Origin of the sequence: Roseateles violae (genome assembly GCF_030410485.1) — a bacterium.
In the GTDB taxonomy this organism is placed as follows: Bacteria; Pseudomonadota; Gammaproteobacteria; order Burkholderiales; family Burkholderiaceae_C; genus Roseateles_D; species Roseateles_D violae.
Genome location: NZ_JAUHHC010000001.1, coordinates 928578 through 954047 on the forward strand (window position 1 = coordinate 928578; position 25470 = coordinate 954047).

Consider the following 25470-nt stretch of genomic DNA (forward strand, 5'->3'; position numbering starts at 1 on the left):
GCAAGCCATGAATGCTCCGCAACAAGGCCTGATCGGCCAATCGATCAAGCGCCGCGAGGACGCCCGCTTCCTGACCGGCCGCGGCCAGTACACCGATGACATCGTGCTGCCGCGCCAGAGCTATGCCTTCTTCCTGCGCTCGCCCTATGCGCATGCGCGCATCCGCAGCCTGGACAAGAGCGCCGCCGCGGCGGCCGAGGGCGTGCTGGGTGTTTACACCGGCGAGGACTTCCGCGCCGTCGGCGGCCTGCCCTGCGGCTGGCTGATCACCAGCATCGACGGCACGCCGATGCGCGAGCCCAAGCATCCGGTGCTGGCCGACGGCAAGGTGCGCTATGTCGGCGATCCGGTCGCCCTGGTCGTCGCCGAGAGCTATGCCGAGGCCAAGGCCGCGGCGCAGCTGATCGAGATCGACTACGAGGAACTGCCGGCCGCGGTCGACACCGCCGCCGCCAAGGGCCATGCCGGCCAGGTGCACGAGGAGGCGCCCGACAACGTCTGCTACACCTGGGGCTGCGGCGACAAGGCGGCGACCGACGCCGCGATGGCCGGGGCCGCCCATGTGACGCGGCTGGAGTTCCGCAACAACCGGCTGATCCCCAACGCGATCGAGCCGCGCGCGGCCAACGCCAGCTACAACCCGGCCGAGGACAGCTACACGCTCTATGTGACCAGCCAGAACCCGCATGTGGCGCGGCTCCTGATGTGCGCCTTCGTGCTGGGCATCCCGGAGCACAAGATGCGCGTCGTGGCGCCCGACGTGGGCGGCGGCTTCGGCTCCAAGATCTTTCTCTACAACGAGGAGACGGCCATCGTCTGGGCCAGCAAGCAGCTGGCCCGGCCGATCAAATGGACCGCCGACCGCAGCGAGGCCTTCCTCAGCGACGCCCATGGCCGCGATCATGCGACGCTGGCCGAGCTGGGCCTGGACGCGAACGGCAAGTTCCTGGCGATGCGGGTGACGACGACGGCGAACCTGGGCGCCTATCTGTCCACCTTCGCCTCCAGCGTGCCGACCATCCTCTACGCGACCCTGCTGGCCGGCCAGTACACGACGCCGGCCATCTATGCCGAGGTGACCGGCGTGTTCAGCAATACCGCGCCGGTCGATGCCTACCGCGGCGCCGGCCGGCCCGAGGCGACCTATGTGGTCGAGCGCCTGGTCGAGACGGCGGCGCGCGAGCTGAAGATCGACCCGGCCGAGCTGCGCCGGCGCAATTTCATCCGGAGCTTCCCCTATGCGACGCCGGTCGGCCTCAGCTACGACACCGGCGACTACGAGGCGACCTTGAACAGCGTGATCGAGCTGGCCGATGTGGCGGGCTTCCCGGCGCGCCGTGCGGCCAGCGAGGCCAAGGGGCTCAAGCGCGGCCTCGGCTACTCGACCTATATCGAGGCCTGCGGCCTGGCGCCGTCGAACATCGCCGGTGCCCTGGGCGCGCGCGCCGGCCTGTTCGAGGCCGGCGAGGTGCGCGTGCACCCGACCGGCAAGGTGACCATCTTCACCGGCAGCCATTCGCATGGCCAGGGCCACGAGACCACCTTTGCCCAGCTGGTGGCCGACAAGCTGGGCATCCCGCTGGACGATGTCGACATCCAGCATGGCGACACCGGCAAGGTGCTGTTCGGCATGGGCACCTATGGCAGCCGCTCGCTGGCGGTCGGCGGCACGGCGATCCTGAAGGCGGTCGACAAGGTGATCGCCAAGGGCAAGAAGATCGCCGCCCATCTGCTGGAGGCGGCCGAGGGCGATGTCGAATTCGAGAACGGCCAGTTCAAGATCGCCGGCACCGACAAGGCCGTGCCCTTTGCCTCGGTCTCGCTGACCGCCTATGTGCCCCACAACTACCCGCTGGACAAGCTGGAGCCGGGCCTGAACGAGAACGCCTTCTACGACCCGACGAACTTCACCTATCCGGCCGGCAGCTATGTCTGCGAGGTCGAGGTCGACCCGGCCACCGGCGCGGTGCGCGTGGACCGCTTCAGCGCCGTCGACGACTTCGGCAATATCGTCAATCCGATGATCGTCGAGGGCCAGGTCCATGGCGGCATCGCCCAGGGCCTGGGCCAGGCGCTGCTGGAGCATGGCATCTACGACGTCGACAGCGGCCAGCTGCTCAGCGGCAGCTATATGGACTATGCGATGCCGCGCGCCGACGACCTGCCCAGCTTCCAGGTGCGCACCGCCAAGGGCACGCCCTGCACGCACAACCCGCTGGGGGTCAAGGGTTGCGGAGAGGCCGGCGCGATCGGCTCGCCGGCGGCGGCGATCAATGCGATCTGCGACGCGCTGGGCGTCAAGGACCTGCCGATGCCGGCGACGCCGCACACCGTGTGGCAGGCGATCCAATCGACACGTTGAGCGGGGAGACGAGCATGACATTCGCATACGAACAGGCCGGCTCGCTGGCCGATGCCGCCCGCGCCGCCGGCGGGCCCGATGCCAAGATCCTGGCCGGGGGGCAGTCCTTGCTGGCCGCCGTCAAGCTGGGCCTGGCCGCGCCCCAGACCCTGGTCGACCTGGGCGCCCTGGCCGAGCTGAAGGGCATCAAGCTCGAGGGCGACAACGTCGTCATCGGCGCGATGAGCACCCATGCCGAGGTGGCCGCGTCCAGCGTCGTGCAGCAGGCGATCCCGGCGCTGGCCGATCTGGCCGGCCATATCGGCGACCGCCAGGTGCGCAACCGCGGCACCTTGGGCGGCAGCCTGGCCAACAACGACCCGGCTGCCTGTTATCCGGCGGCGGTGCTGGGCCTGGGCGCGACCATACGCACCGACCGCCGGGCTATAGACGCCGGCGATTTCTTCCTCGGCCTGTACCAGACGGCGCTGCAGGACGGCGAGATCATCACCGCGGTCAGCTTCCCGCGGCCGCAGAAGGCCGGCTGGCAGAAGTTCAAGCAGCCGGCCTCGCGCTTCTCCATCGTCGGTGTCTTCGTCGCCCAAACGAGCTCCGGCGTGCGCGTCGCCGTCACCGGCGCCGGGCCCGGCGTGTTCCGCGCGGCGGCGCTGGAGGCGGCGCTGGCGGCCGATTGGAGCGCGGCCGCGGCGCAGAAGGTGGCGATCTCGGCCGAGGGCCTCAACACCGATCTGCACGGCTCGGCCGAATACCGCGCGGCGCTGATCCCGGTGCTGGCCGCGCGCGCGGTGGCGGCGGCGACTTGACGGCCACGCCCGAACCGCAGCCGCTGCCGGCCTCGATCGACGCGATGGCCGCCGGCCTGCTGGCGCAGGGCTATGTGGCCCAGCGCGAGCTGGCGACGGCGGCCTTTCTGGCGCTGCGCCTGCAGCGCCCGCTGTTCCTCGAGGGCGAGCCGGGCACCGGCAAGACCGAGATCGCCAAGACGCTGGCCGCGCTGCTGGGCCGGCCGCTGATTCGCCTGCAGTGCTACGAGGGCCTGGACCTGGCCGGCGCGGCCTACGAGTGGAACTATGCGCGGCAGATGCTGGAGATCAAGCTCGGGCAGCTGGCCGGCGACGATCTGTTCGCGCCGCGCTTTCTGATCCCGCGCGCGCTGTTGCAGGCGCTGCAGCAGCCGGGCCCGCCGGTGCTCCTGATCGACGAGCTCGATCGCGCCGACGAACCCTTCGAGGCCTATCTGCTGGAGGTGCTCAGCGAGTTCCAGATCACGATCCCCGAGCTCGGCGTGATCCGGGCCGCCGAGCCACCCATCGTCCTCATCACCTCCAACCGCACGCGCGAGATCCACGACGCGGTCAAGCGCCGCTGCCTCTACCACTGGGTCGACTTCCCCTCGGCCGCGCGCGAGCTGGAGATCCTGCGCCTGCGCGTGCCCGGCGCGCCCGAGCGGCTTTCACGCCAGATCGTCGCCTTCATCCAGGGCCTGCGCGCGCTGGACCTGTACAAGCTGCCGGGCGTCGCCGAGACGATCGAATGGTCGCGCGCGCTCCTGGAGCTCAATGCGCTGGAGCTCGATCCGGAGACCGTGCAGTCGACGCTGGGCGTGCTCTTGAAGTACCAGGACGATATCGCGCGCGTGCAGGGCTCGGAGGCGGCCCGGCTGCTGGCGCAGATCCGGGCCGAGCAGGGCCATGGCTGAGGACCGGCTGGCCGCCAATGTGATGCATTTCGCCCGCGTGCTGCGCGAGGCCGGCATGCCGGTCGGCACCGACCGGGTGCTGCTGAGCCTGCAGGCGCTGCAGCTGGCCGGCCTGGCCTCGCGGCGCGATTTCCAGGCGACCTTGGCCGCCTGCATGCTCGACCGCGCCGAGCACCGGCCGCTGTTCGAGCAGGCCTTCCACATCTTCTGGCGCGACCCGGACCTGCTGGGCCGCGTGATGGCCATGCTGCTGCCCCGGGCCGAGGGCCGGGTCGGCGCGCCGCCGCCGGAGAACCGGCGCCTGGCCGGGGCGCTGTTTCCCCACGGGCCGGACGCGGTGCGGCCGCCGCCGGCGCCGCAGCAGCGGCTCGAACTGGACGCAACGCTCAGCTGGAGCGAGCGCGAGCGCCTGTTCCGGCGCGACTTCGAGACCATGACGGCCGAGGAATGGGCGCAGGCCAAGCAGGTGCTGGCGCGGCTGCGGCCCTTCTTCGACCTGCGGCCGACGCGCCGCCATGAGCGCGCTACGCGCGGCCGCGTCGCCTGGCGCGCCAGCCTGCGCGCGCAGGGGCGCGGCGAGGCGGCGGCGCTGCGCTTCGAGCGGCCGCGCCGGCGCGTCGCGCCGCTGATCGTGCTGGCCGACATCTCGGGCTCGATGAGCCGCTATTCGCGCATGCTGCTGCACCTGGCCCATGGCCTGGCGAATCCGGCCGAGCGCCGCCATGCGCCGCGGGTCCACAGCTTCGTCTTCGGCACGCGGCTGACGCCGATCAGCCGGCTGCTGCGCCAGCGCGATCCGGACCTGGCCGTCGCGGGGGTGTCGCGGCGGGTCGTCGACTGGTCCGGCGGCACCCGGCTGGCGGCCTGCCTGCACGAGTTCAACCGACACTGGGCGCGCCGCGTGCTGGGCAGCGATGCGACGGTGCTGCTGATCAGCGACGGGCTGGAGCAGGGCGCGGACGAGGCCGAGCGCCTGGGCTTCGAGGCGCGGCGCCTGCGCCTGGCCTGCCGGCGCCTGATCTGGCTGAACCCGCTGCTGCGCTACCAGGGCTTCGAGGCTAAGGCGGCCGGCGTGCGCGCCCTGCTGCCCGAGGTCAGCCTGCACCTGCCGGCGCACAATCTGGCCAGCCTCGAACATCTGAGCGAACTGCTATGCAACTGAACGGCCAGCAAACCCTGCCCGTCTCCCAGGCCCAGGCCTGGGCGGCGCTGAACGATATCGAGATGCTGAAGGCCTCGATCGCCGGCTGCGAATCGCTGGTCGCCAGCGGCGAGAACGAGTACGAGGCGCTGCTGGCCGTCTCGATCGGCCCGGTCAAGGCGCGGTTCAAGGGCAAGCTGAAGCTGTCGGACCTGCGGCCGCCCAGCGGCTACCAGCTGGCCTTCGAGGGCAGCGGCGGCGCGGCCGGCCATGGCAAGGGCTCGGCCCAGGTTCGCCTGGAGACCCTGGGCCCGGCGCAGACGCTCTTGCACTACACGGTGGTCGCCAGCGTCGGCGGCAAGATCGCCCAGCTCGGCTCGCGCCTGGTGGACATGGCCGCGCAGAAGATGGCCAATGACTTCTTCGCCAGCTTCACCGAGGCGCTGCGCCAGCGCCATGCGGCGCCGGCACCGGCCGAGCCGCCGCCGGAGAAGAAGCCGCTGGGCCGGCGTTTTCTGGACTGGTATCTGGGCTGGCTGGGCCGGATCTTCAAGAGCGCGCCTTGAGCCGGCGCGAGACCGGGCCGATGACCGGCAGGCCTGGCTGACGCGGCGGCCATGGTCATCGAATCGACACAAACGCTAAAATCCGCTCCTTCGGGCCTTTGCTGCCCCCGCCGGCTCCCCGCCGGCCCCGCCGATGAAACCGAATTCCCGACTGCTGCATATCGATGCGCTGAAGGCGCTGGCGGCCCAGGCCATCGTGCTGCATCACCTGGCCGCCTACGGCCCGATCGCCGAAACCGTCCAGACCCTGTGGCCGCTGCTGATCGCCGCGCTGTTCGACTACGGCCGCATGGCGGTGCAGATCTTCCTGGTGCTGGGCGGCTTCCTGAGCGCGCGCGCGCTGGCGCCGCAGGGCCGGCCGCTGCAGGAGGCGGCGTTGCCGCTCTTGCTGCGGCGCTGGCTGCGTCTGGCACTGCCCTTCATGGCCGCGGTGGGCCTGACCCTGCTGTGCTCGGCCCTGGTGGAACGCTGGCTGCCCGAACTGGTGCCGGCCTCGGTCAGCCTGCCGCAACTGCTCTCGCATGCGTTGCTGCTGCACGGCGTGCTGGGCTACGAGGCGCTGACCGTCGGCGCCTGGTATGTGGCCATCGATCTGCAGCTGTTCGCGCTGCTGGTCGGCCTGCTGTGGATCGCGCGGCGCGGCCCGCGCGCGCTGGCGCCGCTGCTGGTGCTGGTGCTGGCGGTGGCCTCGCTGTGGGTGTTCAACCTCGATGCCGAGCTGGACAACTACGCCCCCTATTTCTTTGGCGCCTACGGCCTCGGTGCGCTGGTGCACTGGCTGAACCTGGGCACGCGCCGACGCTGGGGCTGGGGCCTGCTGCTGGTCGCCCTGGTGCTGGGCGCGCTGGTCTACGAATTCCGCGGCCGCATCCTGCTGGCGGCGGCGACGGCGCTGCTGCTGGCCTGGCTGCAGCGCCGCCATCAGCAGGGTCAACCCCTGCTGCTGCCGGAGCGTCTGGCCGAGCTGGTCGCGCAGGCGGGCACGCATTCCTATGCGCTCTTCCTCGTGCATTTCCCGATCTGCCTGCTGGTCAATGCGCTGTTCGAGCGCAAGGGCGATGCCGACAGCGCGCCGCTGGCCGTCGCCGCGATGGCACTGGCCTGGGCGCTGAGCAATCTGGCCTCGCTGCCCTTCTACCGCTGGATCGAGGCGCCGGCCGGCCGGCTGCGCTTCTTCCGCAAGCGCGTGTCGACGGCCTCGGCCTGAGCGCCGTGAGCGCCTAACGGGGCCTAACGGCCCAGCGCCCGCAGCGCCTCGTCGATCTTGCGCAGGGCCAGCGCGAAGGCCTGCAGCGCCGCCTGATCGGCCGGTTCCGGCTCTTCGCCGGACGGCGGCAGCGCTGCCTTGCCGCCGGCGCGCCGGGCCAGCTCGGCCGCCCGCCCGCAGTGCAGGGCGGCCTGCGCCGGCCCCATCGATTCGAGCAGCTCCCGATGCGCCAGCGCCGCGCTCAGCGCGCCGGCGCAGGCCAGCGCGGCCATGCGGGCGGTGTTGCGCAGTGCGCCGGGGTCGCCGCCGATCTCCTTGTCGGCGTCGCGCACGACCTTCTCCAGATCGGCCAGCGCCTCGATGACGGCCAGGTAGTCGTCCTCATCCGGCGGCGGCGCGGACCGGACCAGCGCCGTCAGCAGGCGTTCGACGGCGGCCAGCGCACGCTCGAGGCTGCGCGCCAGCGCGGCCTGGCCGCCGACCGGCAGCAGCAGATAGCTGACCGCCAGGCCGGCGGCGATGCCGATCAGCGTGTTGAGCGCGCGCATCGCCAGATAGTCCAGCGCATCGCCGCGATGCGTCAGCACCGTCACCGCCGCCAGCGAGGCGCCGACGCGCACGGCCGGGATGCCCCAGCTCATGCCCATGCACAGATAGGCGACCGTGCCGATGCTCAGCGCCACCGACAGCGCCGGCGGCACGCCCAGATGGCTGAACAGCACGCCGATCAGCATGCCGGCCAGGCTGCCGCGCACGCGGTTGGCCGCGCCGCCGGTGTCCTCGCCGCGGCTGGGGCCGACGATCAGCGCGGCGCTGAAGGCGGCGTAGACCGCGTACCAGGCCTCGCCCACGGCCAGCAGATAGCCCAGCAGCGTCGCCGCGGCGACCTTGGCGCAGTACAGCAGCGCGCTGTCGCGCGGCCATTTCCAGCCTAGCCGGCGCGGCATCGGCGCCTCAATTCGACGCGGCCTCGCGCTCGGCCATCGCGCGGTTCATATCGGCCAGGGTCTTGCCGGGCTCGTCGCGGAAGCGCTCGTCCAGCAGCGCCAGCGCCTGGATACGGTCGACGCGGAAGCTGCGAAAGTCGCTGCGCAGCTCGCACCAGGCGGCCATGGTCCAGACCGGGCCCCAGAAGAAGCAGGCCAGCGGACGCACCACGCGCTCGGTCGGCACCTCGTTCAGGTCCAGATACTGCAGGCGCAGCTTGTGGCGGCTCTCGGTCGCCTCGCGCAGCTGCACCATGCGCTCGCTCATCTGCGGCGTCATGCCGCCCAGCGGCGCATAGATCGGCAGGCTCTCGGCGGCGGCGCGCGCGGCCGGCGGCAGCACGGCCAGGATCTTGGACAGCGCGCCCTCGGCCTGCGCGCCCAGCGCCCGGTCCAGCTGCGGCTGGGCCAGCCGCACCGCGGCGACCAGGGCCTGGGCCTCGTCCTTGGTGAACATCAGCGGCGGCAGGTCAAAGCCGGCCCGCATCCGGTAGCCGACGCCGGCCTCGCCCTCGATCGGCACGCCCTGCTGCTGCAGCGCCGCCACATCGCGATAGACGGTGCGCGCCGACACCTCCAGGCGCTGGGCCAGGAACTCGGCGGTGGACAGACGGCGTCCACGGATCAACTGGACGAGCTGGAACAGGCGGTCGGCGCGGCGCATGGCTGAGCATTGTGCGGCAGCGCGCGCGGGGCTCGGCCACAATGGTCCGATGCAAACCGCCAGCGATCTTCCCCATGTCCTGATCATCGGTTGCGGCTTCGGCGGCCTGGAGGCCGCCCGCAGCCTGGCCCGCGCCCCGGTCCGCATCACCCTGATCGACCGCAGCAACCACCATCTGTTCCAGCCGCTGCTCTACCAGGTCGCCACCGCCGGCCTGTCGGCGCCCTCGATCGCCGCGCCGATCCGGCACATGCTGCGCAAGCAGCGCAATGTCACCGTGCTGATGGCCGAGGTCGAGCGCATCGACAAGGCGGCGCGCTGCGTGCGCCTGGCGGACGGCCAGGCACTGCACTACGACCAGCTGATCGTGGCCACCGGCGCCACGCACAGCTATTTCGGCCGCGAGGACTGGGCCGAGCATGCGCCGGGGCTGAAGACCCTGGCCGACGCGTTCAAGCTGCGCGCCAAGGTGCTGCTGGCCTTCGAGCAGGCGGAGCTGCTGCAGCGCGAGGAGGAGCGCCGGCCCTGGCTGAACTTCGTCGTCATCGGAGCCGGCCCGACCGGTGTCGAGATGGCGGGCACCTTGGCCGAGATCGCCCGCCACACTCTGAAGAACGAGTTCCGCCGCATCGACCCGAGCCGCGCCCAGGTGCTGCTGCTGGAGGGCTCGGCGCGGGTGCTGCAGGCCTTCAAGCCCGAGCTCTCGGCCCGGGCCCAGGCGCAGCTGGAGGGCCTGGGCGTGCAGGTGCGCTGCGAGGCGCGCGTGGTCGCGATCGATGCCGAGGGGGTGGAGCTGGAGAACACCGACGGCCGGCGCGAGCGCATTGCCGCGCGCACCGTGGTCTGGGCCGCCGGCGTCGCCGCCTCGCCGCTGGGCCGCACGCTGGAGGTGCCGCTCGATCGCGCCGGCCGCGTGATCGTCGATGGCCGGCTTAACGTGCCCGGCCATGCGGAGATCTTCGTCGTCGGCGATCTGGCCGCGGCGCAAAGCCTGGAGCCCGACGGCAGCAGCCGCCCGGTGCCCGGCGTGAGCCCCGGCGCCAAGCAGATGGGCCGGCACGCGGCGCGAACCCTCGTCGCCCGCCTGGCCGGCCGGCCCGAGCCGGCGCCGTTCCGCTACATCGACTATGGCGCGCTGGCGACCATAGGCCGCAAGGCCGCGGTTGCCGATGTGGGGCGCCTGCGCTTCAGCGGCTACTTCGCCTGGCTGTTCTGGCTCTTCGTCCACATCTACTTCCTGATCGGCTTCCGCAACCGCCTGGTCGTGCTGATGGACTGGGCCTGGGCCTACTGGAGCTTCCAGCGCTATGCGCGCGTGGTGTCGGAGCCGGCGCCCCAGATCGCCGCCTCGGTCCAGCCCAGCGCCGCGAAGTCGGCCGCCCGCAGCGAGGCCTCGCCGGCGCAGTAGAACTCGTCCAGCTGAGGCGGCGCGAGTGGCGTGCCGGCCAGCATCGCGTGGACCTGGCCGCGGTGGTGGATCTGGTGCTGGAACAGATGCGCCAGCAGGCGCAAGCGCGTGTCCACCTGCACCCGCCCGCCGGGCCGCAGCACCGTCACCGGTCGCTGCAGCTCGGCATCGCTGCGCTGGGCGGCGCAATAGGCGAGCAGCCGGCGGTCCGCTTCCCGCTGCGCGGCGGCCAGGCCGGCGCAGTCCTGGAAGGGCTGATCGACCGCGAAGCAATCCTCGTAAGCCTGCGGATCCGGCGCCTCGCCGCGCAGCTCGCGCTCCAGCGCGCCGAGATAGAAGCAGTCCACCGTCAGGATGTGGTTGAGCGTCGCGCGCAGCGAGGGAAAGAAGCCGACCCGCGGCGCGCCGAAGTCGGCGGCGCTCAGCTGCGCGCAGGCGCCCAGCAGGCGGTGGTTGGCCCAGGCATTGTTGTAGGCCTGGGTCAGCAGATGGTGGGCCAGCGCAGGCATCGCCGCCCTCACATCGGCGTGCACAACTCGACCAGGCTGCCATCGGGGCAGCGCACATAGGCCACCGTCTGGCCCCAGGGCTTGGTGACGGGCTCGGCCAGCGGGGTCGCGCCGGCCCGGACGGCGCGCGCAAAGGCGGCCGGCACGTCGGCCGTGGCGAGGCCGATCTCCATGCCCAGCGGCGCCGCGCTGTCGGCGGCGACCACATAGTCGAGACCGACGCTGTCGCGCGCGGTCGCATGGTCGACGAAGGCCAGCTTGGTTGCGCCGGTCGCCAGCTCGCCATAGGCGCCGGACTCGTGCAGGAAGGCGCGCTGCAGGCCGAAGGCCGCCTCGTAGAAGGCCAGCGAGCCGGCGACGTCGGCGACGTAGACGATGGTGTAGGCGAATTGCATGGCGAGCGCTCCTCGGGTTCCGGATGGGCCGATGCTCCGCGTGGTCTGCTGACAGCGTGCTGGCAGCAAGGCAAGATGGCAGCAGATCGGCTGGAGCTGTGGGCGATGGCAGAAAACAAGACCCGGGCCAACGACGCCCCTGTCGAGGCTTATATCGCCGCGCGCGCCAGCGAGGCGCAGCGGGCGGACTGCGCGGCGCTGATGGAAATGCTGGCCCGGCTGACGGGCGAGCCTCCGCTGATGTGGGGCCCCAGCATCGTCGGCTACGGCCGCTACCGCTACGTCTACGAGAGCGGGCGCAGCGGCGAGATGTGCCTGGTCGGCTTCGCGCTGCGCGGGCGCGAGACCGTCGTCTATCTGGACGCCGAGGGCGAGGCGCAACAGGCGCTGCTGGCCCGGCTGGGCAGCTACCGGATGGGCAAGTCCTGCCTCTACTTCAAGCGCCTGGCCGAGCTCGATGCCGGCGTGCTGCAGGCGCTGATCGCCGGCTCGATCGCCGCGCTGCGGGGCCGCCACGGCGGCCCGGGTTAAAATGCGGTCCGTCACTGGGGAGTAGCCGCCGCACGAGAGGCCATCAGGCCTTCGCGCGGGCCCGCGTCAACACACTTGATCGGTCTTCGATCATGGCGCGGGCAGTACCGATGGAGCGCAAGCCGCTGTCCATCGGCGCCTGGCAAGACCTTTGACCACCCACACCTGCTTCGCGGCCGGCGTGTGCGTGGTCATCGGTTCTTGTTCTTGCCGGCCGCGTCAGAAGAAATCATGGAAGCCTTCCTCGTCTCCACCGGCCTCGTCGCGCTGGCCGAAATCGGCGACAAGACGCAGCTGCTGGCCTTTTTGCTGGCGGCGCGCTTTCGCAAGCCCTGGCCGATCTGCGCCGGCATCTTCATCGCCACCATCGTCAACCATGCCGGCGCCGGCGCTTTCGGCGCCTGGGTCAGCTCGATGGTGAGCCCGCAGACCCTGCGCTGGGTGCTGGGCCTGGGCTTTCTGGCGATGGCGGCCTGGACCTTGGTGCCGGACCAGATCGACGACGAGGAGGTCCAGGCGCAGGGCCGCTGGCGCCGCCTGGGCGTGCTGGGCACGACCATCGTGACCTTCTTCATCGCCGAGATGGGTGACAAGACCCAGATCGCCACCGTAGCGCTGGCGGCCCGTTTCGATGCTTTTGCGGCCGTTGTGGCCGGCACGACGCTGGGCATGATGATCGCGAACGTACCCGCGGTGCTGATCGGCGAGCGGCTTGCCGGTCGCATCCCGCTGCGCCTGGTGCACGGGGTGGCGGCGGCGATTTTCGCGGCCCTGGGCCTGGCCACCCTGCTTGGCGCCGGCGCGCGTCTGGGCTTCTGAGCGAGGCGCAAAAACCGAGCGCAAGTGTCAAAGGTGACAGCGGCGCCGCGGCGATGCCGGGGCGCAACTGCGAGGGTTTACCCAGAGTCGACTTGGGCGCATGCGGCGTCGAAAGATGGCCGCAGACACCCCGCACAAGGAGGCTCACCATGCACAAGACATCGACCCTCGGCACGGCGCTGACGCTGGCCTTCGGCGGCCTGGCGATGCTGGCCGGCACGCCGGCGCTGGCGCAGGAGACCCTGCAGCGCGTCACCGTCACCGGCACCTCGATCAAGCGCCTGGACGCCGAGACGGCGCTGCCGGTCTCGGTGATCACGCGCGAACAGATCGAGCGCAGCGGCGCCGTCAATGTCGAGGACATCCTGCGCCGCGTCTCGGCCAGCTCCGCCATGGTCTCGGACAGCACGCAGGGCGCCGGCTACGCGACCAGCAATGCCAATCTGCGCGGTCTCGGCGCCAATTCGACCCTGGTGCTCTTGAACGGCCGCCGCCTGGCCAACCACCCCTTCGGCTCGATCGGCGGCAATATCGCCGTCGACCTGAACAGCATCCCCTTCGCGGCGATCGAGCGCATCGAGGTGCTGCGCGACGGCGCCTCGGCGATCTATGGCACCGATGCGGTCGCCGGCGTGATCAACTTCATCACCCGCAAGGACTACCGCAACGGCGAGATCACCGCGCGCTATGGCGATACCGAGGACGGCATCGGCGGCCGCGAGACCGGCGCCTCGATCGCCTTCGGCATGGGCGACCTCTCGGCCGACCGCTACAACCTGCTGCTGACCGGCAACTTCAGGAAGCTGACCAAGATCAGCGCGCTGGAGCAGAAGCTCTACCTGCGCAATGCCGAGGAAGTGCCCGGCTCCGATCCCCCGACCTCGGGCCGCTCCTTCCCTGGCCGCCTGGTCGACTTCAACATCACGCCGGGTGCCTTTGCCAATGCCGGCGCCGCCTTCGCACCCTGCGACCCCAATTACAACGTCATCCAGACGCTGACGGGCCAGACGACGCCGAACGGCACGACGAAGATGCGCTGCCGGTACATCTACCCGGCCGCGCAGGAGAACCTGCCGGACTCGACCAAGTACGATCTGTTCGGCCGCCTGAACGTCGCGCTGAACGCCGAGCACCAGCTCTTCGTCGAGGCCTCTTTCGCGCGCAACCACAGCATCGGCCGCACGGCCGCCGTGCCGATCGACTCGACCGCCGGCCATGTGAAGCCCGACGGCACCTACCCGTCCTTTGCCCTGCCGATCACCAGCAAGTACTTCCCCAGCGCGCTGCTGAGCAGCCTCGGCTACACGCCGGCCGATTTCAACTCCCTGGGCAATGGCTTCACCGAGATCGCCACCCGTTCGGTCGATGTGGGTCCGCGCACCAACGAGAACACCAACGACCAGATGCGCCTGGCCGTCGGCGCCACCGGCCTGGTGTCCGGCTGGGACTACGACACCGCCATCAATCTGGCGCAGGCCAAGGGCTCGCTGGACTACTTCAACTACCTGCACGAGGGCCGCTACATCGCCGCCCTGGCGACGGGCAACGTCAACCCCTTCGGGCCCAACGACGCCGCCGGCATCGCCCTGCTCGATGCGGCCCGCATGGAAGGCCGGATGCGCGAGTCCAAGAGCACGACGATCGCCTGGGACGGCAAGATCAGCAAGGAGCTGATGGCGATGGCCGGCGGCAATATGGCCATCGCGATCGGCGCCGACCTGCGCCGCGAGAAGGCCGAGGACATCCCGGTCAACGCCGACTACGAGGCCGGACTGCATATCGGCGGCGAGGGCTCGGTGCCGCGCACCGTCGCCTCGCGCAATATCTATGCGGTATTCGGCGAGCTGTCGATGCCCTTCGCCAAGGGCTGGGAGGCGACCCTGGCGGCGCGCTACGACAAGTACAGCGACTTCGGCGGCACCTTCAATCCGCAGGCCTCGCTGCGCTTCCAGCCGACCAAGGAAGTGCTGCTGCGCGGCAGCGTGGGCACGGGCTTCCGCGCGCCGACGCTGTGGGACGTCAACAGCCCGACCGCCTTCACCAACACGGCCAACTCGCTGGTCGACCCGGACTGCCCGGCCGGCTTCGAGGGCGATCCGCGCTGCGAGACGCAGTTCAATGTGCGCCTGTCCTCGGACCCCAACCTGAAGCCGGAGAAGTCGCGCCAGTCCACCGCCGGCATCGTCGTCGAGCCCTCGCGCAATGTGACCGCCTCGCTGGACTACTGGTATATCGAGAAGACCGACCAGATCGGCACCATAGGCGGCGACGCGATCATGGCCGACCCGGTGCTGTACGAGAAGTACAAGAGCCGCATCCACCGGCTGGCCAACGGCTTCATCAGCTATATCGAGACGCCGGTCGAGAACCTCGGCGACCTGAAGACCTCGGGCCTGGACCTCGAGGTGCGCGGCAACTGGCCGCTCGGCGGCGGGCGCCTGGGCGCCAGCTTCACCGGCACCTATGTGTTCGACCGCAAGCAGCAGAACGGCAAGGGCGAGCCCTTCACCAGCTACGAGGGCACGGCCGGCGACGGCGCCAATGTGCAGCCGGTGCCGACCTGGCAGCACACGCTGGGCTTCGACTACGGCTTCGGCGACTGGGTGTTCGCGCTGGAGAACGTCTATGTCAAGGGCTGGACCGAATCGGCCGGCCTGGTCGAGGCGAACGTCGGCGTGGCCCAGGAGCACAAGGTCAAGGACAGCAGCCGCTGGAATGCCTCGGTCAGCTGGAAGGCCTTGAAGGGTCTGACCCTGCGGCTCGGCGCGCGCAATCTCTTCGACCAGGCAGCGCCGTTCACGGCCGTGTCGAGCTATGGCTCGCACGCGACCGGTTTCGCCGGCTCCTTCGTCGATCCGCGCGACCGTTTCTGGTACGTGACCGCCACCTACCAGTTCAAGTAGGCGGCAGGTTCCCTGGCGATGATCAGCGCGCGGTGGCCTGCCGCACCGCGCGCTCCCAGTCCGCCATCAGCGCCTCGGCGCGCTCGCGCGGCAGGGTCGGATGGAAGACGCGCTCGGCGCGCCAGATGCGGGCCAGCTCCTCGACGCCGCTGTAGACGCCGCAGCCCAGGCCCGCCAGGCAGGCGGCGCCCAGCGCCGTGGTCTCGATCACCTGCGGCCGCACGACCGGGATGCCCAGGAGATCGGCCTGGAACTGCATCAAGAGGTTGTTGACGCAGGCGCCGCCGTCGACGCGCAGCTCGCTGACCGCCGCGCCGCCGGCGGCCAGCGCATCGCGGCTCATCGCCTGCAAGAGCGCGGCGCTCTGGAAGGCGATCGACTCCAGCGCCGCGCGGGCGATATGGGCGACTGTCGAGCCGCGCGTCAGGCCGGTGATGGTGCCGCGCGCCTGCGCGTCCCAATAGGGCGCGCCGAGGCCGGTGAAGGCCGGCACGAACATCACGCCGCCGGCATCGGGCACGCTGCGCGCCAGCGCCTCGATCTCGCCGCTGGCATGGATGGCCTGCAGGCCGTCGCGCAGCCATTGCACGACGGCGCCGCCGATGAAGACGCTGCCCTCCAGGGCGAACTCCGGCGTGGCGCTGGGCTGCGCCGCGCTGGTCGTGATCAGGCCGTTGGCCGAGCTCTGGAAGTGCGCGCCGGTGTGCATCAGCATGAAGCAGCCGGTGCCATAGGTGTTCTTGGCCATGCCGGCCTTGAAGCAGGCCTGGCCGAACAGCGCGGCCTGCTGGTCGCCGGCGATGCCGCCGATGGCGATCGCGCCGCCCAGGTGCTCGGCCGCGACGCGGCCGTAGTCGTGGGCGGACGGATGAACGGCCGGCAGGATCGCGGCCGGGATGTCCAGCGCGGCCAGCAGCTCCTCGTCCCAGCGGTTCTCGCGCACATTGAACAGCATGGTGCGCGAGGCATTGCTGACATCGGTCGCATGGACCGCGCCCTTGGTCAGCCGCCAGACCAGCCAGCTATCGATGGTGCCGAAGGCGAGCTCGCCCCGCGCGGCCTGCTCGCGCGCGCCGGCGACATGGTCGAGGATCCACTTCAGTTTGCTGCCTGAGAAATAGGCGTCGATGACCAGGCCGGTCTTGCGCTGCACCAGCGGGGCCAGGCCTTGCTCGCGCAGCGCCGCGCAGGCCGGTTCGGCGCGCCGGTCCTGCCAGACGATCGCATGGTGGATGGGCTGGCCGGTCTTGCGGTTCCAGACCACCGTCGTCTCGCGCTGGTTGGTGATGCCCAGCGCCCGGATGTCGGCGGCCTGCAGATTCGCTTTCGCCAGCGCCTCCTGCGCGGTGGCCAGCTGGCTCTGCCAGATCTCCATCGCGTCGTGCTCGACCCAGCCCGGCTGCGGATAGAGCTGGCGGAACTCGCGCTGCGCCATCGCGACGATGCGGCCCTCGGCATCGAAGACGATGGAGCGGGAACTGGAGGTGCCCTGGTCAAGGGCGAGCAGATAGGTCATCGCGTGTCTCCGTGGTCGCGCTTCTATTCTGCGACGACGAGTTCCACACCCGCCTCGGCCAGCAGCGCACCGAAGGGCGGCGGCGGCACGGCATCGGTGATCAGCCGGTCGATCTGCGGCAGGCGGGCGACCTCGGCCATCGCCGGGCGGTTGAACTTCGTGTGGTCGGCGACCAGCCAGACCTCGCGCGAATGCTCGATGATGGTTCGCGCCACCATCACCTCGCGGTAGTCGAAGTCGCGCAGCGAGCCATCCTCCTCGATGCCCGAGATGCCGATCAGGCCGATGTCGACCTTGAACTGGCGGATGAAGTCGACCGCCGCCTCGCCTACGACGCCGCGGTCGCGCGAGCGCACGACGCCGCCCACCATCACCAGCTCGCAGTCCGGGTTGTCGGCCAGGATCATCGCGACGTTGAGATTGTTGGTGATCACCCGCAGGCCCTTGTGGTGCAGCAGCTCGCGGGCGACCGCCTCGGTGGTCGTGCCCAGATTGAGGATCAGCGAGCAGCCGGCCGGCACGCGCGCGGCGATCGCGCGGGCGATGCGCGCCTTGCCCTCGGCCTGCAGCGCCTGGCGCTGGCGGTAGGCGATGTTCTCGGTGGTCGAGGCCGGCACGCGCACGCCGCCATGGAAGCGCGCCACCAGGCCCGCCTCGGCCAGGCGCTGCACATCGCGGCGCACCGTCTGCAGGGTGACGCCGAACTGCTCGGCCAGCGCCTCGACGCTGACCGAGCCGCGCACGCGCACCTCCTGCAGCAGCTCGTTCTGACGCGGGTTCGGGATCATGCGGCGAGACTAAAGCGAATGAAAACGAAAATGACAACGGGTTAACCCTTGCTATAAACGCGCCGAAACGCGCTAAAAAGATCGCGCTGCGTATTCGCTTTCTGGAGACGCCTGCCTTGCTGCCGCCCAACGCCACCGCCGCGCCACTGAGCGAACGCGACCATGTCGACGTGCTGGTCGTCGGCGGTGGCATCAATGGCGCCGGCATCGCGCGCGACCTGGCCGGGCGCGGCTGGAAGGTGCTGCTGGCCGAGCGCGACGACCTGGCCTCGCACACCTCCTCGGCCTCGACCAAGCTAATCCATGGCGGCCTGCGCTATCTGGAGTACTACGAGTTCTCGCTGGTGCGCAAGGCGCTGCAGGAGCGCGAGGTGCTCTTGAAGAGCGCGCCGCACATCATCCGGCCGCTGCGCTTCGTGATGCCGCACGATGCGGCGATGCGGCCGGCCTGGATGGTGCGCATCGGCCTCTTCCTCTACGACCATCTGGCGCGGCGCGAGGTGCTGCCGGGCTCCAACGGCGTCGACCTGCGCGCCTCGCCGCTGGGCGAGCCGCTGAAGGAGCGCTACACGCGCGGCTTTGTCTATTCGGACGGCTGGGTCGACGATGCGCGCCTGGTGGTCCTGAACGCGCTCGATGCGCGCGACAAGGGCGCCGAGCTGCTGACGCGCAGCGAGGTGGTGGCGGCGCAGCGCCATTCGGCTCAGGACGGCGAGGGCTGGACGGCGACGATCGCGACCGCTGGCGGCGAGCGCCGGGTGCGCGCCCGCGCGCTGGTCAACGCGGCCGGGCCCTGGGCCGAGTCCTTCCTGCGCGGGGTCGCGCGGCCGGCGCGCGGCGAGGCGCTGGCGACCAAGAGCCTGCGCCTGGTCAAGGGCAGCCATATCGTCGTCAAGCGCTGCTTCCAGCACGACCACGCCTATATCTTCCAGAACCCGGACAAGCGCATCATCTTTGCCATCCCCTACGAGGGCGACTACACCCTGATCGGCACCACCGACATCGAACTGCCGCCCGAAGCGCTGGCCGGCCTGTCGAAAGCGCAGATCGACGACGAGGAGATCGACTACCTGTGCGAGCAGGCCAGCCGTTACTTCGTGCGGCCGGTGCGAAGCGGCGACGTGGTCTGGAGCTATGCCGGCGTGCGGCCGCTGCTGGACGATGCGGCCGGCGACCCCTCGGCCGTCACCCGCGACTACCTGCTCGAGACGCATGAGGACGATGGCGGCGCGCCGCTGCTGAGCGTCTGGGGCGGCAAGATCACGACCTTTCGCAAGCTGGCCGAGGACGCGGCCGACCTGGTCGGCGCGATGCTGGGCGACAAGCGCCAGGCCTGGACCGAGGGTTCCCGGCTGCCCGGCGGCGACCTGAGCGAATGGCTGGGCGCGAACGGTTCGAGCGGGCGGCCCGACCAGGACTTCGAGCGCCTGGTCGAGGCGGTCCAGGCGCGCCATGACTGGCTGCCGCCGGCGCTGGCGCGGCGGCTGGCGCGCGCCTATGGCAGCCGCATCGGCCGCCTGCTCGGCGCGGCGCACTCGCTGGCCGATCTGGGGGCGCAGCTGGCGCCGGGGCTTTACGAGGCGGAGCTGCGCTATCTGATGCGCGAGGAGCTGGTCCGCGAGGCCGACGACGCGCTGTGGCGGCGCTCCAAGCTGGGCCTGCATTACGACGCGGCGCAGCGCGCGGCGGTGGCGCGCTGGATCGCGGCGGAGCGATCATCATGACGCGCCTCAGTCTGCAGGGCGTCAGCCAGCGCGTCGGCGCGCAGCAGCATCTGTATCCGCTGACGCTGGAGCCGCAGCCGGGCGCGGTGACGGTGCTGCTCGGTGCGACGCAGGCCGGCAAGACCAGCCTCCTGCGTCTGATGGCCGGGCTGGACCGGCCCAGCGGCGGCCAGATCCAGGTCGATGGCGTCGACGTGACCGGCTGGCCGGTGCGCCGGCGCGATGTCGCGATGGTCTACCAGCAGTTCATCAACTACCCGTCGATGACCGTGTTCGACAACATCGCTTCGCCGCTGCGCCTGCGCGGCAGCCTGGCCGGCCCGGCGCTGCGCCAGCGCGTGCAGCAGCTGGCCGAGCGCCTGCATATCGAGCCGCATCTGGACAAGCTGCCGGCCCAGCTCTCGGGCGGCCAGCAGCAGCGCGTCGCGCTGGCCCGCGCGCTGGCCAAGAACGCGCCGCTGATGCTGCTGGACGAGCCGCTGGTGAACCTGGACTACAAGCTGCGCGAGCAGCTGCGCGAGGAGCTCGGCGAGATGTTTGCCGGCGGCGAGGCCACCGTCGTCTATGCGACGACCGAGCCGGCCGAGGCGCTGCTGCTGGGCGGCTGGACGGCCGTGCTCGATGCGGGCGAACTCTTGCAATACGGGCCGACGGCCGAGGTCTTCCACCGGCCGGCCTCGCTGCGCGTCGCGCGTGCCTTCAGCGATCCGCCGATGAACCTGCTGCCGGCCGGGGCCTTGCCGCTGCCCTCGCTGCCCGCCGCCGCCGCGACGCTGGGCCTGCGCGCGCATGCGCTGCGGCCGCAGGCGCGGCCCGGCGATCTGGCGATCGCGGGGCGGGTCGAGCTGTCGGAGATTTCGGGCTCGGACAGCTTCGTCCATGTGGCCAGCGCGGTCGGCCCGCTGGTGGCCCAGCTGGCCGGCGTCCATTACTTCGAGCTCGGCGCCGCGATCGAGCTGCATCTGGACCCGGCCGAGGCCTATGCCTTCGATGCCCAGGGCCGGCTGTTGCTCGCCCCGGCGCTGCGGAGGGCCGGCTGATGGCCCGCATCGAGCTGCGCCTGGCGCATTCCTACAAGGCCGATCCGCGGCAGGACAGCGACTATGCGCTGCTGCCGCTGGCGATGAGCTTCGACGACGGCGGCGCCTATGCCCTCTTGGGCCCCTCGGGTTGCGGCAAGACGACGATGCTCAACCTGATCTCGGGCCTGCTGCGGCCCTCGCAGGGGACGGTGTCCTTCGACGGCCGCGACGTCACCGCGCTGTCGCCGCAGGCGCGCAATATCGCCCAGGTGTTTCAGTTCCCGGTCATCTACGACACGATGACGGTGGCCGAGAACCTGGCCTTTCCGCTGAAGAACCGCGGCCTGCCGGCCGAGCGCATCCGCCAGCGCGTCGGGCGCATCGCCGAGATGCTGGAGCTCAGCGGCCAGCTGCAGCAGCGCGCGGCCAACCTCGCTGCCGACGCCAAGCAGAAGATCTCGCTGGGCCGCGGCCTGGTGCGCGAGGACGTGTCGGCGGTGCTGTTCGACGAGCCGCTGACGGTGATCGACCCGCATCTGAAATGGCAGCTGCGCCGCAAGCTCAAGCAGATCCACCAGGAACTGAAGCTGACCCTGATCTACGTGACCCATGACCAGGTGGAGGCGCTGACCTTCGCCGAGCAGACGGTCGTGATGAGCCAGGGCCGGGCGGTGCAGACCGGTTCGGCCGATGCGCTGTTCGAGCGGCCGCAGCACCGCTTCGTCGGCCTGTTCATCGGCTCGCCGGGCATGAACTTCCTGCCCGGCCGCCGCGCCGGCGAGGGGATCGAGGTGGCCGGGCAAGGCCTGGCCCTGCCGCCGGGGCCGGCGCTGCCCGAGCGCTTCACGCTGGGCGTGCGGCCCGAATATGTGGAGCTGCGCGGCGAGGCCGGGCCCGGCGCGCTGCGCGCCACCGTGCGGCGGGTGCAGGACATCGGCACCTTCTGGCTGATCGGCGCCAGCGTCGGCGAGGGCGGCAGCGAGCAGCTGCTCAAGCTGCGCCTGCCGGCCGGCGCGCGGCCGCCGGCCCCCGGCGAGGCGGTCTGGCTGCAGGTGCTGGGCCCGCATACCTGCTTCTATGGCGAGAACGAGGAGCTGCTGCGATGACGGCCAAGCCGCTGAACCAGAAGGCCTGGCTGCTGGTGCTGCCGGTGATCCTGTGCGTCGCCTTCTCGGCCATCCTGCCGCTGATGACGGTCGTCAACTACTCGGTGCAGGACATCATCTCGCCGGAGCGCCGCGTCTTCGTCGGCACCGAATGGTTCGCCAGCGTGATGCGCGACGAGGAGCTGCATGCGGCGCTGTGGCGGCAGCTGGGCTTCTCCTTTGCCGTGCTGGCGATCGAGATCCCGCTGGGCATCGCGCTGGCGCTGTCCATGCCGGCGCAGGGCTGGCGCGCCTCTCTGGTGCTGGTCATCGTCGCGCTGTCCCTGCTGATTCCGTGGAACGTCGTCGGCACGATCTGGCAGATCTACGGCCGCGCCGACATCGGCCTGCTCGGCGCGGCGCTGCAGGCGCTGGGCGTCGACTACAACTACACCGGCAACGCCACCGATGCCTGGCTGACCGTTCTGGTGATGGATGTCTGGCACTGGACGCCGCTGGTCGCGCTGCTGGCCTATGCGGGCCTGCGCGCGATCCCCGATGCCTATTACCAGGCGGCGCGCATCGACGGCGCGAGCAAGTTCGCCGTGTTTCGCTACATCCAGCTGCCCAAGATGCGCGGCGTACTGATGATCGCGGTGCTGCTGCGCTTCATGGACAGCTTCATGATCTACACCGAGCCCTTCGTGCTGACCGGCGGCGGGCCCGGCAATGCGACGACCTTCCTCAGCCAGTACCTGACGCAGAAGGCGGTCGGCCAGTTCGACCTCGGCCCGGCCGCCGCCTTCTCGCTGATCTATTTCCTGATCATCCTGCTGCTCTGCTTCATCCTCTACAACTGGATGCAGGCGCTGGGGCAGAGCGAGAAGGAGGCCAGCCATGGATGAGACCCGGCGCTTCAGGAAGCGGACGATCTTTCTGATCGCCTATCTGCTGTTCGCGCTGCTGCCGATCTACTGGATGGTCAATATGAGCTTCCGGACCAACCAGGAGATCCTGTCCAGCTTCAGCTTCCTGCCGCAGCACTGGACCTGGGACAACTACCGCACCATCTTCACCGACCCGGCCTGGTACTCGGGCTATATCAATAGCCTGATCTATGTGGGCATCAACACGCTGATCTCGGTGCTGGTCGCCCTGCCGGCCGCCTATGCCTTCAGCCGCTATTCCTTCCTGGGCGACAAGCATGTGTTCTTCTGGCTGCTGACCAACCGGATGACGCCGCCGGCGGTCTTCCTCCTGCCCTTCTTCCAGCTCTACACGACGCTGGGCCTGATGGACACGCACATCGCCGTCGCGCTGGCGCATCTGCTGTTCAATGTGCCGCTGGCGGTCTGGATCCTCGAGGGCTTCATGAGCGGCGTGCCGCGCGAGATCGACGAGACCGCCTATATCGATGGCTATTCCTTCCCGCGCTTCTTCGTCGCCATCTTCCTGCCACTGATCAAGGCAGGGGTCGGCGTGACGGCCTTCTTCTGCTTCATGTTCAGCTGGGTCGAGCTGCTGCTGGCCCGCACCCTGACCAGCGTCAATGCCAAGCCCATCGTCGCGACGATGACGCGCACGGTCAGTGCCTCCGGCATGGACTGGGCGACCCTGGCCGCCGCCGGCACCCTGACCATCGTGCCCGGTGCCGTCGTGATCTGGTTCGTGCGCCACTACATCGCGAAGGGCTTCGCGATGGGACGCGTTTAGGAGCGCCGCGATGTTCGATTGGATGTCCTGGACGACGCCGGTGGCCGTGTTCTTCGCGTGCATCGTGCTGATGCTGATCGGCATGACGCTGTGGGAGTTGAGGTCGCCGACGACCTTGCGCAAGGGCTGGCTGCCGATCGCGACGACGCGCGGCGACCGGCTGTTCATCGGCCTGCTCGTGGCCGCCTATATCAACCTCGCCTTCGTCGGCCTGTCGGGCCGGCTGATGGAGTGGCTGCAGCTGGACGTCGAGCCCAGCGTCTGGATCAGCTTCGCGATCTCGATGGCCGTGCTGGCCCTGCTGATGCGCAAGGGCTGAGCCCACGAAACAGAGAACAGTTTACTGACCGATCCGGCCCAGAAGCTCCCCGGGGCCGCGTGATCCGCCGACGACCTGCTGGGGGGTACGACAAGGAGACAAGCGATGACGAGTTATCTGCGCTACACGCCGCTGGCCCTGGCCTCGATGCTGCTGCTGGCGGGCCAGACGGCCCGGGCCGGCGAGGCCGAGGCCAAGAAATGGGTGGACAGCGAGTTCCAGCCCTCGACGCTCAGCAAGGACCAGCAGATGGCCGAGATGAAGTGGTTCATCGAGGCGGCCAAGAAGTTGCAGGCCAAGGGCGTCAAGGAAATCTCGGTCGTCTCCGAGACGATCACGACGCACGAGTACGAGAGCAAGACGCTGGCCAAGGCCTTCGGCGAGATCACCGGCATCACGGTCAAGCACGACCTGATCCAGGAGGGCGATGTCGTCGAGAAGCTGCAGACCTCGATGCAGTCGGGCAAGTCGATCTACGACGGCTGGATCAGCGATTCGGACCTGATCGGCACGCATTACCGCTACGGCAAGATCCTCGCGCTGACCGACTATATGAACGGCGCCGGCAAGGAGTTCACCAACCCCGGCCTGGACGTCAAGGACTTCATCGGCACCAGCTTCACGACGGCGCCGGACGGCAAGCTCTACCAGCTGCCCGATCAGCAGTTCGCCAATCTCTATTGGTTCCGCGCCGACCTGTTCGCGCGCAAGGACCTGCAGGACAAGTTCAAGGCCAAGTACGGCTACGAGCTCGGCGTGCCATTGAACTGGAGCGCCTACGAGGATATCGCCGAGTTCTTCAGCGTCGACGTGAAGACCATCGACGGCAAGCCCATCTACGGCCATATGGACTACGGCAAGAAGGATCCGAGCCTGGGCTGGCGCTTCACCGATGCCTGGCTGTCGATGGCCGGCACGGCCGACAAGGGCATCCCGAACGGCATGCCGGTCGACGAATGGGGCATCCGCGTCGCCGACGACAAGTGCACGCCGGTCGGCGCCTCGGTCAGCCGCGGCGGCGCGACCAACTCGCCGGCCGCCGTTTACGCGCTGACCAAGTATGTCGACTGGATGAAGAAGTACGCGCCCAAGGAAGCCACCGGCATGACCTTCGGCGAGGCCGGCCCGGTGCCGGCCCAGGGCCAGATCGCGCAGCAGATCTTCTGGTACACGGCCTTCACCGCCGACATGACCAAGCCGGGTCTGCCGGTCGTCAACGCCGACGGCACGCCCAAGTGGCGGATGGCGCCGGGCCCGAACGGCCCCTACTGGAAGCAGGGCATGCAGAACGGCTACCAGGACGTCGGCTCGTGGACCTTCTTCAAGGACCACGACCCGAACAAGGTCGCCGCCGCCTGGCTCTACGCGCAGTTCGTCACCGCCAAGACCACGAGCCTGAAGAAGACCATCGTCGGCCTGACGCCGATCCGCGAGAGCGACATCCGCTCGAAGGCGATGACCGATCTGGCGCCCAAGCTCGGCGGCCTGGTCGAGTTCTACCGCAGCCCGGCGCGCGTCGCCTGGACGCCGACCGGCACCAATGTGCCCGACTACCCGAAGCTGGCCCAGCTGTGGTGGAAGAACGTGGCCCAGGCGGTGACCGGCGAGAAGACGCCGCAGGCGGCAATGGACAGCCTGGCCGAGGAAATGGACCAGGTGCTGGCCCGGCTGGAGCGCGCCGGCATGGCGCGTTGCGCGCCCAAGCTGAACAAGAAGGAGGACGCGAAGAAGTGGCTGTCCGACAAGGGCGCGCCCTGGGCGAAGCTCGCCAACGAAAAGCCCAAGGGCGAGACGATCGCCTATGACAAGCTGCTCAATGCCTGGAAGGAGGGGCGGGTGCGCTGAGCGGCGCGAAGCCTGCCTATAGAGGCCGCGCCTTTTAGGCGCGGTTCTTTGTCTGCGCGTCTGGTTGGGCGCGCGCCTCGCTCGGCGGGCGATGGTGCCGGACACCATTCTCTTGACCTCGGAGCAGACGCTGGTCGGTGATTGAAGCTGATCGAGCCTGGCGTCAGCGGCCGGCGGGGGTGAGCTTCCGCTGATCTCTACGCGGCTGCCATGCCCGCCTAATGCGCGGCACACGAAGCACGGGTCCCAGGCCGCCTCGGGCGGCCAC

23 protein-coding genes and 1 riboswitch are annotated in these 25470 nt (G+C 69.9%); of the genes, 17 read left to right on the top strand and 6 right to left on the bottom strand.

All coding sequences use genetic code 11. The features are described 5' to 3' along the window. The first annotated feature begins 7 nt into the window (after positions 1-7). The 6 genes from QWJ38_RS04245 to QWJ38_RS04270 all read left to right on the top strand — a co-directional run bounded on the left by QWJ38_RS04245 (position 8) and on the right by QWJ38_RS04270 (position 6975). On the top strand, positions 8-2362 hold the full coding sequence (locus tag QWJ38_RS04245) for a xanthine dehydrogenase family protein molybdopterin-binding subunit (protein WP_290357789.1): 2355 nt from the start codon (positions 8-10) through the stop codon (positions 2360-2362). A gap of 14 nt (positions 2363-2376) precedes the next feature. Then, on the top strand, positions 2377-3165 hold the full coding sequence (locus QWJ38_RS04250; protein ID WP_290357790.1) for an FAD binding domain-containing protein: 789 nt from the start codon (positions 2377-2379) through the stop codon (positions 3163-3165). A 44-nt stretch (positions 3166-3209) separates the two neighbouring features. After that, positions 3210-4061: an AAA family ATPase gene (locus QWJ38_RS04255; protein ID WP_290358058.1), complete on the top strand. Its 852-nt coding sequence runs from the start codon at positions 3210-3212 to the stop codon at positions 4059-4061. Beyond that, positions 4054-5223 (top strand): vWA domain-containing protein, encoded by a 1170-nt coding sequence (locus QWJ38_RS04260; RefSeq protein ID WP_290357791.1) that lies wholly within the window; start codon positions 4054-4056, stop codon positions 5221-5223. Before QWJ38_RS04255 ends, QWJ38_RS04260 begins: the two co-directional genes overlap by 8 nt. Continuing rightward, positions 5214-5768 carry an SRPBCC family protein gene (locus tag QWJ38_RS04265; protein ID WP_290357792.1) on the top strand — a complete coding sequence of 185 codons (555 nt, stop codon included), beginning with the start codon at positions 5214-5216 and terminating at the stop codon, positions 5766-5768. Before QWJ38_RS04260 ends, QWJ38_RS04265 begins: the two co-directional genes overlap by 10 nt. A 133-nt stretch (positions 5769-5901) precedes the next feature. Continuing rightward, complete coding sequence (locus QWJ38_RS04270) at positions 5902-6975, top strand: acyltransferase family protein (protein WP_290357793.1); 1074 nt, start codon at positions 5902-5904, stop codon at positions 6973-6975. Between the two features lie 23 nt (positions 6976-6998). On the opposite strand, the gene QWJ38_RS04275 is transcribed toward QWJ38_RS04270, so the two are convergent. Beyond that, the gene (locus QWJ38_RS04275) at positions 6999-7922 is read right to left on the bottom strand and encodes an FUSC family protein (protein ID WP_290357794.1); all 924 of its coding nucleotides are present in this window, start codon (positions 7920-7922) and stop codon (positions 6999-7001) included. Between the two features lie 7 nt (positions 7923-7929). Further along, entirely contained in the window at positions 7930-8625 is a 696-nt protein-coding gene (locus QWJ38_RS04280; protein ID WP_290357795.1) for a helix-turn-helix transcriptional regulator, read from the bottom strand. Between the two features lie 49 nt (positions 8626-8674). Here QWJ38_RS04280 and QWJ38_RS04285 point away from each other — a divergent pair, with 49 nt between their 5' ends. After that, positions 8675-10033, top strand: a complete 1359-nt coding sequence (locus tag QWJ38_RS04285) for an NAD(P)/FAD-dependent oxidoreductase (protein WP_290357796.1) — start codon at positions 8675-8677, stop codon at positions 10031-10033. Here the strand turns inward: QWJ38_RS04285 and QWJ38_RS04290 are convergent. Both QWJ38_RS04290 and QWJ38_RS04295 read right to left on the bottom strand, forming a co-directional pair. Continuing rightward, positions 9931-10542 carry a DinB family protein gene (locus QWJ38_RS04290; RefSeq protein WP_290357797.1) on the bottom strand — a complete coding sequence of 204 codons (612 nt, stop codon included), beginning with the start codon at positions 10540-10542 and terminating at the stop codon, positions 9931-9933. The genes QWJ38_RS04285 and QWJ38_RS04290 overlap by 103 nt on opposite strands. A gap of 8 nt (positions 10543-10550) precedes the next feature. Then, entirely contained in the window at positions 10551-10937 is a 387-nt protein-coding gene (locus QWJ38_RS04295) for a VOC family protein (protein ID WP_290357798.1), read from the bottom strand. Positions 10938-11012: 75 nt separating this feature from the next. Between QWJ38_RS04295 and QWJ38_RS04300 the strand changes: the two genes are divergently transcribed. From QWJ38_RS04300 to QWJ38_RS04310, 3 genes are all read left to right on the top strand, one after another. Further along, positions 11013-11468: a DUF1801 domain-containing protein gene (locus QWJ38_RS04300; RefSeq protein ID WP_290357799.1), complete on the top strand. Its 456-nt coding sequence runs from the start codon at positions 11013-11015 to the stop codon at positions 11466-11468. 4 nt (positions 11469-11472) lie between these two features. Beyond that, positions 11473-11671, top strand: a riboswitch (yybP-ykoY riboswitch). A gap of 28 nt (positions 11672-11699) precedes the next feature. Next, positions 11700-12287, top strand: a complete 588-nt coding sequence (locus QWJ38_RS04305) for a TMEM165/GDT1 family protein (protein WP_290357800.1) — start codon at positions 11700-11702, stop codon at positions 12285-12287. A 149-nt stretch (positions 12288-12436) separates the two neighbouring features. Beyond that, positions 12437-15190, top strand: coding sequence for a TonB-dependent receptor plug domain-containing protein (locus QWJ38_RS04310; RefSeq protein ID WP_290357801.1), 2754 nt, complete (start codon positions 12437-12439; stop codon positions 15188-15190). 22 nt (positions 15191-15212) lie between these two features. On the opposite strand, the gene glpK is transcribed toward QWJ38_RS04310, so the two are convergent. Then, on the bottom strand, positions 15213-16706 hold the full coding sequence (glpK, locus tag QWJ38_RS04315) for a glycerol kinase GlpK (protein WP_290357802.1): 1494 nt from the start codon (positions 16704-16706) through the stop codon (positions 15213-15215). Between the two features lie 23 nt (positions 16707-16729). Next, on the bottom strand, positions 16730-17494 hold the full coding sequence (locus QWJ38_RS04320; protein WP_290357803.1) for a DeoR/GlpR family DNA-binding transcription regulator: 765 nt from the start codon (positions 17492-17494) through the stop codon (positions 16730-16732). Between the two features lie 116 nt (positions 17495-17610). On the opposite strand from QWJ38_RS04320, the gene glpD reads away from it, so the two are divergent. The 7 genes from glpD to QWJ38_RS04355 all read left to right on the top strand — a co-directional run bounded on the left by glpD (position 17611) and on the right by QWJ38_RS04355 (position 25202). Further along, complete coding sequence (gene glpD / locus QWJ38_RS04325; protein ID WP_290357804.1) at positions 17611-19218, top strand: glycerol-3-phosphate dehydrogenase; 1608 nt, start codon at positions 17611-17613, stop codon at positions 19216-19218. Then, positions 19215-20258 (top strand): ABC transporter ATP-binding protein, encoded by a 1044-nt coding sequence (locus tag QWJ38_RS04330; protein WP_290357805.1) that lies wholly within the window; start codon positions 19215-19217, stop codon positions 20256-20258. The genes glpD and QWJ38_RS04330 overlap by 4 nt, the downstream gene beginning before the upstream one ends. Beyond that, positions 20258-21346, top strand: coding sequence for an ABC transporter ATP-binding protein (locus tag QWJ38_RS04335; protein WP_290357806.1), 1089 nt, complete (start codon positions 20258-20260; stop codon positions 21344-21346). Before QWJ38_RS04330 ends, QWJ38_RS04335 begins: the two co-directional genes overlap by 1 nt. After that, positions 21343-22230 carry a carbohydrate ABC transporter permease gene (locus QWJ38_RS04340; protein WP_290357807.1) on the top strand — a complete coding sequence of 296 codons (888 nt, stop codon included), beginning with the start codon at positions 21343-21345 and terminating at the stop codon, positions 22228-22230. Before QWJ38_RS04335 ends, QWJ38_RS04340 begins: the two co-directional genes overlap by 4 nt. Then, positions 22223-23038 (top strand): carbohydrate ABC transporter permease, encoded by an 816-nt coding sequence (locus tag QWJ38_RS04345; protein WP_290357808.1) that lies wholly within the window; start codon positions 22223-22225, stop codon positions 23036-23038. Before QWJ38_RS04340 ends, QWJ38_RS04345 begins: the two co-directional genes overlap by 8 nt. 10 nt (positions 23039-23048) lie before the next feature. Then, the gene (locus QWJ38_RS04350) at positions 23049-23357 is read left to right on the top strand and encodes a DUF2160 domain-containing protein (protein WP_290357809.1); all 309 of its coding nucleotides are present in this window, start codon (positions 23049-23051) and stop codon (positions 23355-23357) included. Between the two features lie 105 nt (positions 23358-23462). Beyond that, positions 23463-25202 carry an ABC transporter substrate-binding protein gene (locus QWJ38_RS04355; RefSeq protein WP_290357810.1) on the top strand — a complete coding sequence of 580 codons (1740 nt, stop codon included), beginning with the start codon at positions 23463-23465 and terminating at the stop codon, positions 25200-25202. The last annotated feature ends 268 nt before the right edge of the window (positions 25203-25470 follow it).

Coding starts and splice junctions, on each gene's coding strand:
- QWJ38_RS04245 (WP_290357789.1), top strand. CDS start 8: ATGAATGCTCCGCAACAAGGCCTGATCGGCCAATCGATCAAGCGCCGC.
- QWJ38_RS04250 (WP_290357790.1), top strand. CDS start 2,377: ATGACATTCGCATACGAACAGGCCGGCTCGCTGGCCGATGCCGCCCGC.
- QWJ38_RS04255 (WP_290358058.1), top strand. CDS start 3,210: ATGGCCGCCGGCCTGCTGGCGCAGGGCTATGTGGCCCAGCGCGAGCTG.
- QWJ38_RS04260 (WP_290357791.1), top strand. CDS start 4,054: ATGGCTGAGGACCGGCTGGCCGCCAATGTGATGCATTTCGCCCGCGTG.
- QWJ38_RS04265 (WP_290357792.1), top strand. CDS start 5,214: ATGCAACTGAACGGCCAGCAAACCCTGCCCGTCTCCCAGGCCCAGGCC.
- QWJ38_RS04270 (WP_290357793.1), top strand. CDS start 5,902: ATGAAACCGAATTCCCGACTGCTGCATATCGATGCGCTGAAGGCGCTG.
- QWJ38_RS04275 (WP_290357794.1), bottom strand. CDS start 7,922: ATGCCGCGCCGGCTAGGCTGGAAATGGCCGCGCGACAGCGCGCTGCTG.
- QWJ38_RS04280 (WP_290357795.1), bottom strand. CDS start 8,625: ATGCGCCGCGCCGACCGCCTGTTCCAGCTCGTCCAGTTGATCCGTGGA.
- QWJ38_RS04285 (WP_290357796.1), top strand. CDS start 8,675: ATGCAAACCGCCAGCGATCTTCCCCATGTCCTGATCATCGGTTGCGGC.
- QWJ38_RS04290 (WP_290357797.1), bottom strand. CDS start 10,542: ATGCCTGCGCTGGCCCACCATCTGCTGACCCAGGCCTACAACAATGCC.
- QWJ38_RS04295 (WP_290357798.1), bottom strand. CDS start 10,937: ATGCAATTCGCCTACACCATCGTCTACGTCGCCGACGTCGCCGGCTCG.
- QWJ38_RS04300 (WP_290357799.1), top strand. CDS start 11,013: ATGGCAGCAGATCGGCTGGAGCTGTGGGCGATGGCAGAAAACAAGACC.
- QWJ38_RS04305 (WP_290357800.1), top strand. CDS start 11,700: ATGGAAGCCTTCCTCGTCTCCACCGGCCTCGTCGCGCTGGCCGAAATC.
- QWJ38_RS04310 (WP_290357801.1), top strand. CDS start 12,437: ATGCACAAGACATCGACCCTCGGCACGGCGCTGACGCTGGCCTTCGGC.
- glpK (WP_290357802.1), bottom strand. CDS start 16,706: ATGACCTATCTGCTCGCCCTTGACCAGGGCACCTCCAGTTCCCGCTCC.
- QWJ38_RS04320 (WP_290357803.1), bottom strand. CDS start 17,494: ATGATCCCGAACCCGCGTCAGAACGAGCTGCTGCAGGAGGTGCGCGTG.
- QWJ38_RS04330 (WP_290357805.1), top strand. CDS start 19,215: ATGACGCGCCTCAGTCTGCAGGGCGTCAGCCAGCGCGTCGGCGCGCAG.
- QWJ38_RS04335 (WP_290357806.1), top strand. CDS start 20,258: ATGGCCCGCATCGAGCTGCGCCTGGCGCATTCCTACAAGGCCGATCCG.
- QWJ38_RS04340 (WP_290357807.1), top strand. CDS start 21,343: ATGACGGCCAAGCCGCTGAACCAGAAGGCCTGGCTGCTGGTGCTGCCG.
- QWJ38_RS04345 (WP_290357808.1), top strand. CDS start 22,223: ATGGATGAGACCCGGCGCTTCAGGAAGCGGACGATCTTTCTGATCGCC.
- QWJ38_RS04350 (WP_290357809.1), top strand. CDS start 23,049: ATGTTCGATTGGATGTCCTGGACGACGCCGGTGGCCGTGTTCTTCGCG.
- QWJ38_RS04355 (WP_290357810.1), top strand. CDS start 23,463: ATGACGAGTTATCTGCGCTACACGCCGCTGGCCCTGGCCTCGATGCTG.